Source organism: Coriobacteriia bacterium (genome assembly GCA_018368455.1).
In the GTDB taxonomy this organism is placed as follows: domain Bacteria; phylum Actinomycetota; class Coriobacteriia; order Coriobacteriales; family UMGS124; genus JAGZEG01.
Window position 1 is genome coordinate 109857 of record JAGZEG010000009.1, and the last position, 16516, is coordinate 126372.

The 16516-nt window shown below is 68.5% G+C and carries 14 protein-coding genes; 11 read left to right on the top strand and 3 right to left on the bottom strand.

Features of this window, described 5'->3' with window-relative positions; genetic code table 11:
• The first annotated feature begins 25 nt into the window (after positions 1-25).
• From KHZ24_07250 to KHZ24_07300, 11 genes are all read left to right on the top strand, one after another.
• Positions 26-1360 (top strand): cell division protein FtsW, encoded by a 1335-nt coding sequence (locus tag KHZ24_07250; protein MBS5450991.1) that lies wholly within the window; start codon positions 26-28, stop codon positions 1358-1360.
• The gene (murG, locus tag KHZ24_07255; GenBank protein ID MBS5450992.1) at positions 1269-2402 is read left to right on the top strand and encodes an undecaprenyldiphospho-muramoylpentapeptide beta-N-acetylglucosaminyltransferase; all 1134 of its coding nucleotides are present in this window, start codon (positions 1269-1271) and stop codon (positions 2400-2402) included. The genes KHZ24_07250 and murG overlap by 92 nt, the downstream gene beginning before the upstream one ends.
• A gap of 111 nt (positions 2403-2513) precedes the next feature.
• Positions 2514-3950, top strand: coding sequence for a UDP-N-acetylmuramate--L-alanine ligase (locus KHZ24_07260; protein MBS5450993.1), 1437 nt, complete (start codon positions 2514-2516; stop codon positions 3948-3950).
• 27 nt (positions 3951-3977) lie between these two features.
• The gene (gene murB, locus KHZ24_07265) at positions 3978-4913 is read left to right on the top strand and encodes a UDP-N-acetylmuramate dehydrogenase (GenBank protein ID MBS5450994.1); all 936 of its coding nucleotides are present in this window, start codon (positions 3978-3980) and stop codon (positions 4911-4913) included.
• Positions 4864-5937: an FtsQ-type POTRA domain-containing protein gene (locus tag KHZ24_07270; protein MBS5450995.1), complete on the top strand. Its 1074-nt coding sequence runs from the start codon at positions 4864-4866 to the stop codon at positions 5935-5937. Before murB ends, KHZ24_07270 begins: the two co-directional genes overlap by 50 nt.
• Positions 5938-6184: 247 nt before the next feature.
• Positions 6185-7309 carry a cell division protein FtsZ gene (gene ftsZ, locus KHZ24_07275; GenBank protein ID MBS5450996.1) on the top strand — a complete coding sequence of 375 codons (1125 nt, stop codon included), beginning with the start codon at positions 6185-6187 and terminating at the stop codon, positions 7307-7309.
• 67 nt (positions 7310-7376) lie between these two features.
• Entirely contained in the window at positions 7377-8210 is an 834-nt protein-coding gene (locus KHZ24_07280) for a laccase domain-containing protein (protein ID MBS5450997.1), read from the top strand.
• A 6-nt stretch (positions 8211-8216) separates the two neighbouring features.
• The gene (locus KHZ24_07285) at positions 8217-8960 is read left to right on the top strand and encodes a YggS family pyridoxal phosphate-dependent enzyme (GenBank protein ID MBS5450998.1); all 744 of its coding nucleotides are present in this window, start codon (positions 8217-8219) and stop codon (positions 8958-8960) included.
• A 42-nt stretch (positions 8961-9002) separates the two neighbouring features.
• Positions 9003-10346: a cell division protein SepF gene (gene sepF / locus KHZ24_07290; protein MBS5450999.1), complete on the top strand. Its 1344-nt coding sequence runs from the start codon at positions 9003-9005 to the stop codon at positions 10344-10346.
• A 3-nt stretch (positions 10347-10349) separates the two neighbouring features.
• Positions 10350-10610, top strand: coding sequence for a YggT family protein (locus tag KHZ24_07295; protein MBS5451000.1), 261 nt, complete (start codon positions 10350-10352; stop codon positions 10608-10610).
• Between the two features lie 96 nt (positions 10611-10706).
• Entirely contained in the window at positions 10707-11405 is a 699-nt protein-coding gene (locus KHZ24_07300; GenBank protein MBS5451001.1) for a DivIVA domain-containing protein, read from the top strand.
• Between the two features lie 269 nt (positions 11406-11674).
• On the opposite strand, the gene KHZ24_07305 is transcribed toward KHZ24_07300, so the two are convergent.
• The 3 genes from KHZ24_07305 to KHZ24_07315 all read right to left on the bottom strand — a co-directional run bounded on the left by KHZ24_07305 (position 11675) and on the right by KHZ24_07315 (position 16350).
• Positions 11675-12244: a manganese efflux pump gene (locus tag KHZ24_07305; GenBank protein MBS5451002.1), complete on the bottom strand. Its 570-nt coding sequence runs from the start codon at positions 12242-12244 to the stop codon at positions 11675-11677.
• A gap of 340 nt (positions 12245-12584) precedes the next feature.
• A complete protein-coding gene (locus KHZ24_07310) occupies positions 12585-14414 on the bottom strand; it encodes a flavocytochrome c (GenBank protein MBS5451003.1) in 1830 nt (609 codons plus the stop codon).
• A gap of 352 nt (positions 14415-14766) precedes the next feature.
• The gene (locus tag KHZ24_07315) at positions 14767-16350 is read right to left on the bottom strand and encodes a LuxR family transcriptional regulator (protein ID MBS5451004.1); all 1584 of its coding nucleotides are present in this window, start codon (positions 16348-16350) and stop codon (positions 14767-14769) included.
• Positions 16351-16516 lie beyond the last annotated feature (166 nt).

The window sequence follows — 16516 nt, forward strand, 5'->3', positions numbered from 1 at the left end:
CCTGACATCGCCGCGCACGCTCTTCATGGTCGCGGTGGCCGTTCTGACGCTGTTCGGTCTCGTCATGGTGTTCTCCGCGTCGTCCATTGAGCTCATCGACGACGGCAGAAACCCGTTCCAGGAGCTGATGGCACAGGCGCGCTTCATTGCGATCGGGCTCGTCGCGGCCGCGATCCTCGTACGCGTTCCCTACCAGTTCTGGCTTGGCAAGATGCTCATCGTCCTGTGGTTGGCCACGCTTGTCATGCTTGGCGCGACGCTCGTCGTCGGCACGGAGGGCCTCGGCGCCACGCGCTGGCTCTACATCGGCTCGTTTGGCCTCCAGCCGTCGGAGTTCGCGAAGATCCTCGTCATTCTCGTGGCGGCGCGCATCGTGACGGCGCTCATCTCGGGAGAGATCACCCTCCAGCGCTTTTTCCTGCTGGTCGCGCTCGGCGTCGTCGTCCCGTTTGCGCTCATCCTGCTCGAGAAGGACCTCGGCACGCTCATCATCCTTGCCACGGCGCTTATCTGCATGATGCTGCTGACAGACTGGCCGCGCTGGTGGGCCGTCGTTGCGTTTCTCCTGCTCGCCGTGCTCGCGGCCATCATGATCGCGACGGCCGGCTATCGCTCGAGCCGCTTCTCGTCGTGGCTGACTGACCCGTTTGACTACACGAACACGGAGAACTACTACGGCCAGGGCTGGCAGGTGCGCCACAGCCTGTTCGCGTTCTCGTCGGGCGGCTTCTTCGGCGTCGGCCTGGGCAACTCGCGCCAGAAGTACTCCTACCTGCCCGAGGCGGAGAACGACTTCGTGTTCGCCGTCATCGGCGAGGAGCTCGGGCTGCTCGGCACGCTGTTCGTCGTCGGAATGTTCTGCCTGCTCGGCTGGGCGGGCCTGCGCATTGCGCGGCAGGCGACGGATGAGGCAGGCAAGCTGCTTGCCGGCGGCCTGACGTGCTGTCTGCTCATCCAGGCGCTCGTGAACATGTGCGGCGTGCTGCGCATCCTTCCCCTGACGGGCCGTCCCCTGCCGTTCATCTCGGCTGGCGGCTCATCCATGCTCGCAACGTACATTATGGTGGGGCTCATACTGTCCGTGGCAAACGTCACGAGGCGCGAGCAGCGCGAGGCTCCGGCGCGGCGCTCCCGTACGCACGCGAACCTGCGCGTCGTGGAGGGCGGCGGATCGGCGCCTCTGGAGGACACCCCCTCGCGCCCGCAGCGCCCGCGTCGACGCGGCACGGACGACACGCATCCAGACCCCCAGACAAGGGAGGCTCGCAATGAGCATCGTGGCGATAGCGGCCGGCGGGACGGCCGGACACATCAACCCGGCGCTGGCGCTGGCAGAGGAGCTGCGCGACCGCGGCCATGACGTGCGCTTTCTCGGCACGCCGGGCCGCCTGGAGTCGCGCCTCGTGCCCGAGCAGGGCTTTGCGTTCGAGGGGCTCGACGTCGCCGGCTTTGACCGGTCGCGCCCCTGGACACTCTTCACGGCGGCACTGAAAGTCTCGCGCGCGACGAAGCGCCTGACGAGCGAGTTTTCGGGCGAGAGTCGTCCGGCGGTCGCCGTGGGCTTTGGCGCCTACGTCGAGGTGCCGCTCGGCCGCGCCGCCGCGAAGCTCGGCATTCCGCTTGTGCTGCACGAGCAGAACTCCGTGCCCGGTCTGGCCAACAAGATGCTGGCGCGCACGGCTGACACGCTCGCGCTGACGTATCCCGCCGCACGCCCCGCGTTTGAGGGCAAGACGGGGCCGCAGACGCGCGTCATCGAGACGGGCAACCCCGTGCGCCGGCTCGTGCTTGCGCCGACGCGCGCGGACGCACGCGCCCGCATGGGTCTGCCCGACGACGCCACCGTGCTGCTCGTGTTCGGTGGCAGCCTCGGTGCGCTGCACATAAACGAGGCCATCGCCAGCCTCAAAGACGAGCTTCTCTCGCGCGAGAACCTGTACGTGCTGCACGGCACGGGCAAGCGCGACTACGCCATGGAGGTCGAGAAGCTGGCGCTGACGCCCGAGCAGGCGAAGCGCTGGCGCGTCATGGAGTACATCGACGACATGGGCTCCATGCTGGCGGCGTCCGATGTCGTCCTCTCGCGCGCCGGGGCGAGCTCCATCGCCGAGATCGCGGCGCGCCACGTGCCCGCCCTGCTCGTGCCCTACCCGTTTGCGACGGGCAACCACCAGGCCGTCAACGCGCGCCTGCTCGTCGACGCCGGAGGAGCGGAGCTGCTCGACGACGCCCAGCTCGACGACGCCGTGTTCCCCCAGACGCTGCTGGGGCTCGTCGACGATGCCGCGCGGCGCGCGGCCATGCGTGCGGGGCTGGAAGGCCTGGGGGCTCACGAGGCGGCGGGACGGCTGGCAGATGCTGTGGAGGCGGCCATGGGCAGGGGCGCCGGCGCGTCGCGCTGAGGCAGGTCGGCCTAAGATGACGGCATAGGGCAAAAGTACGCGACGGCTGTGCTGGGCGGACGGGCAGGGGCTCGCCGCGGAGCGGCCGTCGAACGGAAGGGAGCGGCATCCATGCTGCAGACGACGCAGGGCGCGACGCCCTCGGCTTCCACGCGCGACTTCGAGCGCGTGCACTTCATCGGGATAGGCGGCGCCGGCATGAGCGGCATCGCCCTGGTGCTGCACCAGCGCGGCTACACGGTGAGCGGCTCGGATCTCAAGCAGTCGCGCTACACCCGTCCGCTTGTGCGCGACGGCCTCGACGTGACGATTGGGCACCGGGCCGAGACCATCGATCGTGTGAAGCCCGACGTCGTCGTCATCTCAAGCGCTATCCCCGAGACGAACCCCGAGCTCATGCGTGCTCGCGAGCTGGGCATCGACGTGTGGCCGCGTGCCAAGATGCTGTCGTACCTGTCGCGTGGCGCTGTCACGATCGCCGTGGCGGGCACGCACGGCAAGACGACGACGTCCTCGCTGACGGCCACGATGCTCGATAAGCTCGGCAAGTCGCCGACGTTTCTCATCGGCGGTATCATCGACGGCTACGAGGTCAACGGCAACAACGGCGACGGCCCGTACTTCGTGGCTGAGGCTGACGAGAGCGACGGGTCATTCCTGTTCCTCGACCCCAACTACGTCATCGTCACGAACATCGAGGCAGACCACCTGGACCACTACGGCACGCTCGAGGCCATCGGGGAGACGTTCTGCAAGCTCATGGCGTCCATCCCCGAGGACGGCGCCCTCATCGTCTGCGGCGAGAACCCGCGCGTGCCTGAGTTGGCGCGCTCGTGTGACCGCCGCGTCATCACGTACGGCTTCGGTCCGGAGAACGACGTCGTGTGCGCACTCAAGGACGACGCGCCGGGCGAGAACCGCTTCTCGGTCACGCTGCCGAGCGGTCTGACGTGCGAGCTGCACCTCGACCACAACCCGGGCGCGCACAACGCGCTGAACGCGACGGCGGTCATGGCGCTTGGCGACGCGCTGGGGCTCGACGCCCAAGCGTGCGCCGAGGCCCTATCGAGCTTTGCCGGCGTGCACCGCCGCTTCGAGACCGTCGGTGAACAGGACGGCATCCGCGTCATCGACGACTACGGCCATCACCCCACTGAGATCGCCGCGACGCTCAAGGCGGCGCGTCAGTTGGGGCGTGCCAAGGTGCATGTCGTGTTCCAGCCGCACCGCTACTCGCGCACGCAGATGCTGGCGGGCCAGTTCGGCCCGGCGTTCGCCGATGCGGACGACGTCGTTGTCATGGACGTGTTCTCCGCTGGCGAGATGCCCATCCCCGGCGTGTCCGGCCGCACGGTTGCCGCCGAGATCGAGCAGGCAAACCCCGGCAAGCCCGTCACGTGCATTACGAACCGCCGCGAGCTCATCGAGCACCTGCTTTCCCACGTCTCCTCCGGCGAGCTTGTCATGACGATGGGCGCGGGCGACGTCACGCTCATCGGCCCGTCCTACCTGGATGCGCTGCGCCAGCGCTCCGGAAGCGCCCGCTAGGGCACCTCGGGGCGAGGAGCGGCCGCGATGAGCGTCTCGGATGCATACGCCCGCCTGTCGGGCGCCATAGCCGGCGGCGTCGTCGCGCAGGAGCGCATGGCGCGCCACACGTCGCTGCGCACGGGCGGGCCGGCGTCGCTGTTCGTGACGTGCGACTCGTACGGCTCGCTGCGCCTGGCGACGGATGTCCTGCGCGAGGAGGGCGTGCCGTGGGTCATCATGGGCCGCGGGTGCAGCGTCATCGCCTCGGACGAGGGCTACGACGGCGCCGTCATCACGCTCGGCCGCGAGTTCCGTCGCTTCCTGTTCGACGACGAGGAGCGCATGCACGTCGGCGCGGCGACCATGTTGCAGCGCGTCGTGCAGGAGGCGTTCACGCGCGGCCTCGCGGGGCTCGAGTTTGCGGTGGGCATTCCCGGCACCGTCGGGGGCGCCGTGTCGATGAACGCGACGGACGGCGAGCGATATCTGGGCCAGCTCGTCGACGAGGTCGTGACGTTTCGCCCGGGCGAAGGCCTCGTGCGCTACGAGGGCTCCGAGATCGGGTGGTACCGCAGCTGCTCGGACATCCCGCCCCGTGAGATCGTCCTCGAGGTGGGCCTTCAGCTGACGGGGGGCGAGGCGGACCGTGCGAAACGCGCCATGGAGGGCGCGCTGGCCCGGCGTCGCGAGCGCTCTCCGCTGGGGAAGGTGACGGCGGGCGCCATATTCGCCGACCCGGCCGACCCCTGCCCCGACGGCGTCGTGCGCACGGCGGCCGAGCTCATCGAGGGCTGCGGCTGCGCGGGCCTCACGCGGGGGCGGGCCCAGGTGTCGCCCGGCGGCGCCAACCATGTCGTGAACCTCGGTGGCGCGACGGCCGCCGACGTTTCTCGGCTCATCGTGACCGTACTCTCTAAGGTGAGGCAGCGCTATGGCATCGAACTCAGGCCGGAGATCAAGTTCCTCGGCTTCCCGTCCTAGGGAGGCGTCCGCGCACACGGACGCGCTCCGCTCGGGCGCGGGCGATGCCGGCGCGCGTCCACGCTCCTCGTCGGGGCGTCCTTCGTCGTCTCGACGCCGGTCGCAGGCGGGCTCGTCCGCCTGGTCGGGCGTCACGACCGTGCGTCCGGAGGCGTTCGAGTCGAGCCCGTACGACGCCCGCCCCTCCGCGCGCGGCGGTCGTGCCGGTCGGGGGCGCCGGGAGGTCAACCCGCGCACGGCCGTCTACAACCGAACGGTGCGCGGCCTCGTGCTGAGCGTCGTGCTCATCGCGACGGTGCTCGTTCTCTATCTCGTCGTCATGTACTCCCCGCTGTTCATGATCCGCACGATAGAGGCGACGCCGACGGAGCACGTCACGAGCCAAGCCATCTCCGAGCTCGCCGCCGTCCCCGAGGGCTCGACGCTGTTCAACGTCAGCGAGCACGACATCATTGAGCGCATCGAGAAGAACCCCTGGGTCGCGTCGGTCAGCGTCACGCGGCAGTTCCCCAGTCAGCTCACCATTACGGTCACGGAGCGCACGCGCGCCGCCCTCGTCATGATGAGCAGCGGCCTGGAGGCGTGGTGGATCTCGTCTGACGGCCACTGGCTCGAGCCGTACGCCATGCAAGAGGCCACGGCGGACAACGGTGTCGCGTCCCCTTCCGACCAGGCACGCCAGGCGGCCAGCGCCGCCGGGCTCGTGTTCGTGGGCGACGTTGCGGCGACGGTCGTCCCCCAGGCGGGCACCGTCTGCGCGGACGCCGCCGTGCAAGGCGTGCTGTCGTACTGCACGACGTTCTCCGACGACATGCGCTCGCGCATCGCCTCGGCCACGGCGGCGAGCACCCAGAGCATCTCGTTCGTCCTGACGGACGGCGTCGAAGTCTCTGTGGGCGCGCCGGTGGACATCGAGTCGAAGGAACGCGTCATACTCCAGCTGCTGAGCGAGCACGCTGGTCAGGTCACGTACATCAACGTCCGTACGCCGGCGACGCCGTCCTGGCGCGGACTCGACGGGTAGGGCGGCCGATGTGCCTCGCGTGGCGGGGCGGTGAAGTCTCCCACAACATGGGGCCTGCACCTGCAGATTCGTTGACAAGTCTCATCTCGCTGTGCAACCATAAGGCGTTTAGCAGGACATATAACGTTGAAGTGAACGGTTAGATAAACGCCCCAGTCTCGACGGCTCCCTCAGGGTTTTCGCCGGGCGGCGGGAGGTCCGGGTGCCCGGCGGGCACGGTCAGCGGCAGCAACGGAGGTCACAGACGATGTACGACGTGCAGGGCGACGGCTCCAACTACATGGCAGTCATCAAGGTCGTAGGCGTGGGCGGCGGTGGCGGCAACGCCGTGAACCGCATGATCGAGGCCGGTGTCCAGGGCGTCGAGTTTGTCGCCATCAACACCGACGCGCAGGCGCTCATCGTCTCCGACGCCGACACGAAGGTGCACATCGGCACCGACCTCACGAAGGGCCTGGGCGCTGGCGCCAACCCCGAGGTGGGCCAGTCGGCCGCCGAGGAGAGCCGCGACCAGATCAAGGCCGCACTCGAGGGCGCTGACATGGTGTTCATTACGGCGGGCGAGGGCGGCGGCACCGGCACGGGCGCCGCGCCGGTCGTGGCCGACATCGCAAAGAACGACGTGGGCGCGCTGACGGTCGGCGTCGTCACGAAGCCGTTCGTGTTCGAGGGCGCCGTGCGCCGTCGCAACGCGCTCGAGGGCATCAAGCACCTCACGGAGAACGTCGACACGCTCATCACGATCCCCAACGATCGCCTGCTCGACGTCGCCGACAAGAAGCTGTCGTTCATGGACGCGTTCACGATGGCTGACGAGGTTCTGCGTCAGGGTATCCAGGGCATCACGGACCTCATCACGGTGCCTGGCCTCATCAACCTCGACTTCGCTGACGTTCGCACGATCATGAGCGACGCGGGCACGGCCATGATGGGCATCGGCGTTGGCACGGGCGACAACCGCGCCACGGACGCCGCCAACGAGGCCATCTCCTCGCGTCTGCTCGAGTCCTCGCTCGACGGCGCCGACCGCGTGCTGCTCTCCATCGCCGGCGGCCCCGACCTGGGCCTGCACGAGGTGTCCGACGCCGCGAGCATCGTTGCCAACGCCGTGTCGCCCGACGTCAACCTCATCTTCGGCACCGTCATCGACGAGAACCTGGGCGACACCGTGCGCATCACGGTCATCGCCACGGGCTTCGGCGACGCCTCGGACCAGTCGAAGCTCGACCTGGACGGCGCTGGCCAGCAGCGCCCGTTCGGCGGCTTCGGCGCGCCGCGCCAGGGCTCTGCCGCCGCTCAGCCGAGCCGTCCTGCCGCCCCGGCGAACGACTCGTTCGACATCCCGGACTTCCTGAAGCGCAGCAAGTTCTAAGCGCGCCAGGAGGGGCCGCTCCGCGCGGCATCGCACGACAAAAAAGGAGCTTCTCGTGTCCAAGGTCATTCCCCAGACACCGGAGCGCCTCGTGAACAACGGCGTGGCCCTGGTAACCGATCGCAGCGCGGCGGGTACTGGGGTCACGTTCTGTTTCTCGGAGCGCCTCGGCGGCGTGTCGCCCGTGCCGTACGCCTCTCTCAACATGGGTGGAAGCACGCAGGACGACCCTGCCAACGTGCGCGAAAACCGCAGGCGCCTGCTAGCTGCCCTGGGCGCAGAAGACCTGCTCGATGCCATCGTACGGCCGGGGCAGGTGCACGGCTGCGACGTGGCGCGCATCACCGACGCTGCCGCACCTGTGCCCGACTGGGTGCGCACGAGCTGCGATGCCGTCGTGTGCACGGTGCCGAACGTCGTGCCGCTGCTCGTGTTTGCCGACTGCGTACCCGTCGTGCTCGTGGCACCCGGGGGCTTCGCCGTGGCGCATTCCGGCTGGCGTGGCACGTACGGGGAGATAGCGCGCGTCGCGGCACGGGCTCTCGTCGAGGAGGCGCGTTGCGCTCCGGAGGACGTGGCGGCCTACATCGGGCCGCACATCTCTGCGGCGTCCTACGAGGTGTCCGAGGAGCTTGCCACCCAGTTCGCGGATCGTTTCGGCTCGGGCGTCATCCCGACGCCGCGCCACCTCGACCTCACGGCGTGCATCCGTGCGTCGCTGAGGGGCGTCGGCGTGCCGGAGGAGCGCGTTGTCGACTGCAACCTGGACACGTACACGCTTACGGACCGGTTCTTCTCACATCGCGCCGAGCACGGTCTGACCGGGCGGCACGGCGCGCTGGCGTTCATGCGTCCTGGCGTCGCCCATGCGACGGCGCCTGCGGACGGGGAGAGGAGATAGACGACGATGGCTTCCATACCTTACGACGAGTCCTACTGCGAGCAGCTGCGCGAGCGCCGCGCGTGGATCATGGAGCACGTGGCGCATGCCGCGGAGGAGGCGGGCCGCGACCCGAAGAGCGTCACCGTCATGGCCGTCAGCAAGACGGTCGACGTGCCCGAGGTTGCGGCCGCCCGCGCGGCGGGCTGGACGTGCTTCGGCGAGAACCGCCCGCAGGAGCTCGAGCGCAAGCTGGCCCTGCTCGCCGACGACCCGTCGTTTGCCGACGTTTCGTTCCACATGATCGGCAACCTCCAGACGAACAAGATCAACCACGTGCTCGCCTGCTCGCCTGTGCTCGTGCACTCCATCGCTTCGCCCGAGCTCGCCCGCGCCGTGTCGCAGCGCGCCGTCGCGCGCGGCATGCGCCAGCCCGTGCTGCTCGAGGTCAACGTCTCGGGGGAGCAGAGCAAATCTGGCATGTCCGTTGCCGAGGTGCGTGCGAGCTTCGACGAGCTCGCCGCGCTGCCGGGCATCGAGGTGCGCGGCTTCATGACCATGGCGCCGCGCTCGGAGCCGGCCGTGGCGCGCGCGACGTTTGCGGGACTGCGCGAGCTGCGCGACGAACTGTGCCTCACCTGCGAAAACGCTACGAAGCCCTCTGAGCTTTCAATGGGTATGAGCGAGGATTTCGAGGAGGCCGTCGCCCAGGGTGCTACCATTGTTCGACTGGGTCGCATCGCGTTCGACCCATCGTTTCCCGTGGACTGATGCCCCTGCGCACGTCGCAGCCATATACGCAAGGCAGGAGTAGTGAGTGACGTGGGCTTTCTCAATTCAGTGAAGTCGCACTTCAAGAACAGTGACGAAGCGGAGGAAGAGGAGTTCGAGCGCGCGTTTCGCGAGGGACGCTTCCCCGACGACGTCGATTTTGAGCCGCTGAGCAATACGGGCAATTTCGTGGCTACGGGCGTTCAGCCCGAGGAACCGACGCTGCCCGATTCCGACGAGGGACTCGAGCGCATGGGCATGGGCACGGAGGTACTCCCGCCGGCTGCTCCTGCGTCCCAGGGCCAGTCCCAGCAGCACCCGCAGCAGGTGCCGCCCGAGCTGCAAGGCGCGACGTGGGCCCCGCAGGGCTACGGACAGCCCCGCGCTCCGCAGGCGGCCCCTGTCCCTGTCGGGCAGGCCGTGCGCCCCGCGCCCGTTACCGCTGCTCGTCCGGGCCAGCCCGGCCGTCCAGCCGGCGCCCCCCAGGGTCGCCCGCGGCCTGCGGCACCGAACCAGGGGAGGGCCCCGCAGGGCACGGGAGCCGTGGCCCCATACCTCTCGCAGAATGCTCCTGCGGGTTCCGCTGCGCCGCGCCCCCTGTCGAGCGAGGGCGGCGTGCAGGTGTTCGAGCGCGAGGGCGGGCGCAGTACGCGCACGACGCCGCCGCGCACGGAGCCGTTTGCCGACCGCTTGCGCGCTCGCGTCGCCGCGGCCAACGTCTCCGGTGTCATCGACGACGGCCTCGGGCGCTCCCATGCTGCAGTTGACGGCCCGTCCGTCACGGGCTCGGGCAAGGTCGTGCGCCCGTCCGGCCCAGCCCAGCCCCGGCGCGACATCGACGTGCGCAACGACGACCTCGAGGCCGAGCTCGCCGCGCGCCGTCGCGAGCGCCGCGCGTCCGCCTCGGCGCCCGCACGCTCCGACGCCCCCGCCCCGCGTCGCACGAGCGACTCGGCACGCTCGGCGGCGCCTGCATCGCGACGCCCGGCATCCGAACCGCTACCGCCGCGCGAGCGCCCCTCGTCGACGCCTGCTGCCGAGCATCGCCCTGCGCCTCAGCCTCGCCCCGCAGCTCCCGAGAGCGACGCTGTCGAGCCGTTCAAGCTGCCCACGACGCCCATCGTGCTGCGTCCGCGCGTCTACGACGACGTGTCCCAGGTCGCGGCGGGCGTCATCTCGCACCACCAGCCCGTCGTGCTCGTGCTGCGCGGCTCGTCGGCCGAGGTGGCCCGCCGCATCATGGATTTCTCGTTCGGGCTGTGCTGTGGCACGGGCGCGCAGATGGAGCAGCTCGACGACCGGGTATACGCCGTCATGCCCCGCGGCACCACCATCGGGGATCCCGACATCGCCGCCCTGCGACGCCAGGGCGTACTGAGAGGTTAACGCATGCCCATGCTCCAGAACGCCCTGCTCACCGTCATCCAGTTCTACTCTGTGCTCATCCTGGTCTACTGCATCATGAGCTGGCTGCCGCGTGGCACGTCGGGCATCATAGAGGATATCCGCAGCGTGCTCGCGTCGCTGTGCGAGCCCTACCTCGGGCTTTTTCGCCGAATCGTCCCGACTATCGGCATGATCGACATCTCGCCGATTATCGCGATTCTTGTGCTGCAAGTGCTCAGCTCCGTCATAGTAGCTATACTTTAGCAACCGACGCGCACCGCTCGTGCGCGAGCCGCCTGCGCGGATGTGCCGGGCAGTTCGGTGTGAGCCAGGCCTACAATTCGAGGAAGGTTACGTACCATGCCCATTACGCCCGCAGACATTCAGCAGAAGACGTTCCCCGAGGCCCGTCGCGGCTACGACCCTGCGAAGGTCGACGAGTTCCTCGAGGAGATCTCGGGTGACATCGACGCGATGCTGCGCAAGATTGCCGACCTCAAGACGCGCCTGAACAACGCCGAGGCCAAGAACGCCGAGCTCGTCAACCAGCTCGACGCTGCGAAGGCCGCCGCCGCCAACGCGCAGTCCCAGGCTGCCGCTGCCGCTGCCGCCGTGCCCGCTCAGCCCATCCAGACGGGCAAGTCCAGCGCGTACGCCGCCACGGAGGAGCAGCTTTCTGCCGCCCTTATCGCCGCCCAGCAGACGGCCGAGCGCATCGTCAACGACGCCAAGAACAACGCCGAGCGCGTGCGCAGCGAGGCCGAGGGCCAGGCACGCAAGGTCATCCGCCAGGCGCTCGACGAGAAGCAGGCCGAGCTCGACGAGATCGAGCGCCTCAAGAAGTCGCGCGAGCAGTTCCGCGCCGACTACATGGCGCTCATCCAGAAGTTCATGGACGCTGCCCAGACGAACTTCCCGAGCGCGATGCTCTCTTCGGCGCCCTCTGGCTCCGAGGCCACGGCTGCTACGGTCATCCCGCGCAGCATGATGGCCGGCGGCCACGCCGCGACGCCCTACGGCGCCCAGATCGACGCCAGCTCCGTCGACGACCTCGACTAGGAGCTCGGCTCGCCCGCATACGCAACGCCAGGGGCGCCGCTTCCAAGAGGAGGCGGCGCCCCTTTTGCGTACGCTTGCGTTTGCAAGCGCCCCTACTCGTTTCCGGAAGTGCGAGCTAAACCATTTCTCTTTATTGCACGCTATGCGCATTAAGCGACGGAAAGACGCCTGATTGTTGCCGAATGAGCGCCGTCCTCCGCAAAAGAGACTTTCCTCAGCTCGCACTTCCGGAAATGCGAGCTGACGGCGAGCCGGCGCGGGCGCGCCCCCTAGGAGAACAGAGCCTTCAGGCCGATGCACACAAGCACGACGCCGCCGACGATCTGGGCGCGGTCGCCGAGCAGGCTGCCGAAGCGCTTGCCCACGAACAGCGCGACGACGCAGCAGGCGAACGTCGTGACAGCGATGACGGGGGAGGCCACGGCGATGTTGGCGCCGGCGGCCAGCAGGCTCACGCCGACGGCGAACGCGTCGATGGACGTGGCGATTGCCTGCATGAAGACGGTGGGCAGCGTCAGGCGCTTCTGGGCGATGGCGTCGTGATCCTCGTCTGAGCCGCCGCGGATGGCTTTGATGCCCTCGAATATCATGTTGCCGCCGATGAAGCCCAGGATGACGAACGAGATGATGCCGGCGAAGCGCTCGATGAAGCCTGCGGCAAACGTGCCGAGGAAGAAGCCGAGCAGCGGCATGGCGCCCTGGAACACGCCGAAGAACAGGGGCATCAGCATGAGCCGCGCCCGCGACTCGTGCTGGTAGACGAACGAGTTCGAGATGGTGACGGCAAACGCGTCCATGCTGAGCGCCAGTCCCAGCAACAGAATCTCGGCAATACCCACGGCGCATCCTCTCCTCAGCGCGGCGCCCCGACGGCGTCCGCAGTCCACAAAAAAGCGAGGCTCGATGCATAGCCCGCACGCGCCGACCAGGCACGCGCCTCGCTATGCATGAGTCTCGCTTCGTACGTCGCCGCCAGGTCCTACGGGCCGCACCGAGTGCGGCAAGAGGCCACTATGTTGACAGGCGATCGCGCTGGGTTGCGCGCAAGCTACTCCCCCATGCCATCCATTAGGGGGCAAGTATGCCACAGCACCCCGCAAGTTACCCAAGGTATCCTTGCGGGGTGCTGATACGAGCGAAAGCGTTTAGGGGCGGGGAGCCCCCGTTACGAGCCTTACCTTACGCCAGGGCGTTGGCAGCGGCGCTCTGGCCGGCGATGCGGCCGAAGACAATGATGTCCGTGAAGGAGTTGCCGCCCAGACGGTTGGCGCCCTGGACGCCGCCCGTGCACTCGCCAGCTGCGAAGAAGTTGGCGATCGGCGTGCCGTCCTCCTTCGTCACCTGAGCCTCGGTGTTGATGGCCAGGCCGCCCATCGTGTAGTGAATCGTGGGGATGCGCTTGGAGGCATAGAACGGGCCGTCCTCGACCTTGTCGCCGAGCAGCTGTTTGCCGGGGTCGACCATCGTGTCCTGGCCAGCGTCGATGACGGCGTTGTAGCCGTCGATCGTCTCGACGAGCGTCGCGGGGTCAACCTCGATCTGGCTGGCGAGGTCCTCGATGGAGTCAGCCTGGAAGCTGTGGCCCGTCGCCACGAGGTCGGCGATCTGGTCGAGACGGTCCTCGGTGATGTCCGTCGAGTCGACGATGAGCCACATCTCGTCGTTCGTCTGCTCGAGGATGGCGTTGGCGATCTCGTCGCGGCGGCCGTCCTCAGCGGTGAAGCGCTTGGCCTCGTCGTTGACCATGACGTAGTCCTCGACGCCGAGCCAGTTGCCGACGAACGTGGCCACGCCGCCGTTCTGCGGGTCGCCGAGCGGGTGGATCTGGACGAGCTCCATGTTCTTGAGGCCAGCGCCGATGGCCTGGGCCATGGGGATGGCGTCGCCCGTGGCGCTGATGTTGCACGAGGAGGGCATCGTCTCGGTCACGCGCTTGTCGTACTCCATGGCGAGCTGCGGGTTGCGGGCATAGCCACCCGTCGTCATGACGACGGACTTCGCCGTGATCGTGATGGGGTTGCCGCTGGAGACGCGGCTGCCGGTGACGCCCGTCACGTTGCCGTCGGCGTCGGTCGTCAGAGCCTCGACCTTGGCGTCGGTGTAGTACTTGGCGCCGAGACGCGTGGCGTTGTCAAGCAGGCAGCTGACGTAGTAAGCGCCGCCCTGCTGGCCGTTCTTCTGGACCTTGACGGAGTGGCCGCGCTGCCACTTGCCGCCGATGGCCGTGAACACCTCGTCGTTGAAGACCAGGCCGTGGGCCTCCATCCAGTGGATGCCGTCGAGGGCGTTGTCGGCGAGGACGCGGACGAGCTCGGGATCGGCCGTCTCGTCGCCGCCCTCAAACGTGTCCGTGTAGAACTTGTCGGCGGAGTCCTCGATGCCCATGGGCTCCTGACGCTCGGGGTCGGGCGAGTTGAACGTGCCCTCGCCGCAGTTCGTGTTGCCGCCGTAGATGTCCATCTTGTCGAGCATGATGACGGAGGCACCGGCCTCGGCTGCGCTCACGGCAGCGGCCAGGCCCGCGCCGCCCATGCCGACGATGAGGACGTCGCACTCCTCCTCGATGGCGGGAGCGGGCTCAAGGCCGGTCTCGGCCTCGGAGAGGGCCTTCACGTCGGCGCCGGCCTGCGTGTAGATGTCCTCGAGGGCGCTCTTGAACGCGAAGGACGTCAGCGTGGCGCCGGTGATGGAGTCGAGGTTGAGGCACTGCGACTCGATTGCGCGCTGGGTGAGCAGCTCGATGGCGGCGTCGCCGATGTTCTTGGACTCGTCGCTCGTCGTCGTGATCGTGACGAGCTTGCCGCCCTTGAACGTGGCCGTCATGTCGACAGCGCCGTTGCGGCCCGTCGCGGACGCCTCGTACGTGCCGTCGGCGATGCTGGAGGCGCTGTCAGCGGCCGCGGACTCGGTGGCGCGGGCCACGGAGGCACCGGCGAAGGCGGTGGCCAGGCCGAGGGCGGCGGCACCGGCGACGAACTGACGACGGGAGGCGTTGATGGTGTCGAGCATGCGAGAGCTCCTTTCGTGGGTGCCCCGCGGTGTGCGGGTGCATCTCCTCGTGGGCCTGCGGCGTGCGCCGCGCTGGGCGGCGTGTGCCGCACGTGGCCTTGAACGACTCCCACTATGCCGCGGGCCGCTGAGAGCCGCACTCGCACGAACAATGCGAAAACCGCAGGTCAGAGCATCACACCCTTCGTGCTATTGAGGGTGCGGGGTGCTCCGGAACGGGGCAGAGCGCACGAGAAAATGCCGCGTTTCGGGCGGTATTTCGAGCCTCGCCCCACCCCGCGACGGGTCGTTTGGACGGCTTTTCTGCAAGGCGCGAGACGCCAGATTTTTGCGTGCCGGGAGAAAAAGTTTTTTACCCGCGCTCCTCGGCGTGCGCGAGCACGAGGTCGAGCAGCTCCTGCTTCGAGTGGACGTCCAGCTTGCTGTAGAGGTGGCGCGAGTGGCTGCGTACCGTGTTCTCGGAGATGGAGAGCGTCTCGGCGATGTAGCCCTTGCTGCGCCCCATGCAGATGAGGTACATGACCTCCGTCTCGCGCTCCGTCAGCTCGCTCTGCGCCCCGATGGCGTCGCAGGCGGTGCGCACGGCGTCGCCCATGGACGGGGGGATCGGCGGCTCGTCGAGGTCGCCGAACACGCGCTTCTGGGAGAAGTCGCGCTCACCCAGCAGAAAGACGGTTGCCAGCGCGAGCAGGTACACGATGAGCCCGACGTACTCTTCGCCCGAGCCGAGGTCGTTGAGCAGCCCGCCGACGAGCTGGCCGATCGGGAACGACAGGCAGTAGGCCGTCCAGCCCCCGCCGAATATGACAAGCGGGTTGAGCGTGCTGTGGTGTGCTACATCGGCGAGCATGGCCCACAGGAGCATGACGAGCAACGTCTGCCCCACGGCCACGGCGACGAGCGCCCAGCCCGACAGCATGGGCCCCACGATGGGCAGCGCCATGACGCCGGCGCCCGTAAACAGCAGGACGGCTCGCCACATGCCGGAGAAGTGCAGGCCGTGTCGCGTGCTGCCCAGCGCATACCACAGGACGGCGGCCGCAGCGGCGACCTCGAGCCCGTGGTGGACGAGGGACAGCAGCCACTGCGGCGTGTAGGCGGCCTCGACGCGCATGGACTGCATGATGCCGATAACGACGCCATACGCCGCGATACCGCACAGCGTGCGCAGCAGGGGCCGCAGGTCGCGAAGGCTCGCGTACGACGTGGCGGGGTTGTCCGTCGAGGGCTCGGCGCAGGCGGGCGCGTGGGCCGTCGCGACGCGCAGCAGGGCGGGGGAGGCCAGGCACAGCGCGACGCACGCGACGGTGCCCGCCACGGTTCCGAGCAGGTCGAGCGGGAACTTGACGATGCTACCGAACAGCATGGCGCCGAACACGCACAGGATGATGGTCTGCGTGTCGAGCCTGCCGTAGAAGAACGCCCACTGCAGGTACATCCAGGCCATGCCGACGCCACAGAGCGCCCCTCCGAGCCCCACCTGCATGCCGACGGGCAGGGGGAGCGGCACACACATCAGCACGGTGGCGGCCGCCATGAAGACGGCGAGCGGCCAGTCGAGCCTGCGGCACAGCGACTCGGTGAGACGCGGGCCCCAGGCGAGGGCAAGCCCGGCGATGACGAGGGCGACGAGCGAGAGCGCGCCGTAGAGCCACACGCCCGAGTTCTGGCCAGGGAAGCTCGCGCTGGCGATGTGCGCGGCGTTCCAGATCCAGACGTGGCCGGTGAGGATGCCGAAGGCTGCGGGGCTGACCGAGCGGAGCCGGGCGAGGGTGGCGCGGAGCTCGTCCGCGACGCTGACGCCTGAGCGTCGGGTGCTTGCCGGGGGGTCGACGGGAGCGGGCGAGAAGGGAGTGGACGGCTGCATGGTGCCTCCGGTGGGGATGGCGAGCGTGGTGGCGTGGGGGCGAGAGGCGTGCTCGGGCGGTGCGAGCATCTGCGCGATCGTGCGATGCCGGCGCCTGGCGAGGCTGGCGTGACGGCCTCCCTTTGCCGATGATGCCGCTAGTATAGATGCCTGAACTTACGAGATGTCCGAACATGTGGCGGTGCGGATGACGTCGGCAAACGGCGCGCCGCCAACGAGCCCGGAAGGCGGTTCC

What these genes read in the sequence shown, in the direction of transcription:
- KHZ24_07285 (MBS5450998.1), top strand. Translation starts at nt 8,217, where the DNA reads ATGGCTTCCATACCTTACGACGAGTCCTACTGCGAGCAGCTGCGCGAG.
- KHZ24_07270 (MBS5450995.1), top strand. Translation starts at nt 4,864, where the DNA reads ATGGCATCGAACTCAGGCCGGAGATCAAGTTCCTCGGCTTCCCGTCCT.
- KHZ24_07300 (MBS5451001.1), top strand. Translation starts at nt 10,707, where the DNA reads ATGCCCATTACGCCCGCAGACATTCAGCAGAAGACGTTCCCCGAGGCC.
- KHZ24_07250 (MBS5450991.1), top strand. Translation starts at nt 26, where the DNA reads ATGGTCGCGGTGGCCGTTCTGACGCTGTTCGGTCTCGTCATGGTGTTC.
- KHZ24_07310 (MBS5451003.1), bottom strand. Translation starts at nt 14,414, where the DNA reads ATGCTCGACACCATCAACGCCTCCCGTCGTCAGTTCGTCGCCGGTGCC.
- murB (MBS5450994.1), top strand. Translation starts at nt 3,978, where the DNA reads ATGAGCGTCTCGGATGCATACGCCCGCCTGTCGGGCGCCATAGCCGGC.
- ftsZ (MBS5450996.1), top strand. Translation starts at nt 6,185, where the DNA reads ATGTACGACGTGCAGGGCGACGGCTCCAACTACATGGCAGTCATCAAG.
- murG (MBS5450992.1), top strand. Translation starts at nt 1,269, where the DNA reads ATGAGCATCGTGGCGATAGCGGCCGGCGGGACGGCCGGACACATCAAC.
- KHZ24_07315 (MBS5451004.1), bottom strand. Translation starts at nt 16,350, where the DNA reads ATGCTCGCACCGCCCGAGCACGCCTCTCGCCCCCACGCCACCACGCTC.
- KHZ24_07260 (MBS5450993.1), top strand. Translation starts at nt 2,514, where the DNA reads ATGCTGCAGACGACGCAGGGCGCGACGCCCTCGGCTTCCACGCGCGAC.
- KHZ24_07295 (MBS5451000.1), top strand. Translation starts at nt 10,350, where the DNA reads ATGCCCATGCTCCAGAACGCCCTGCTCACCGTCATCCAGTTCTACTCT.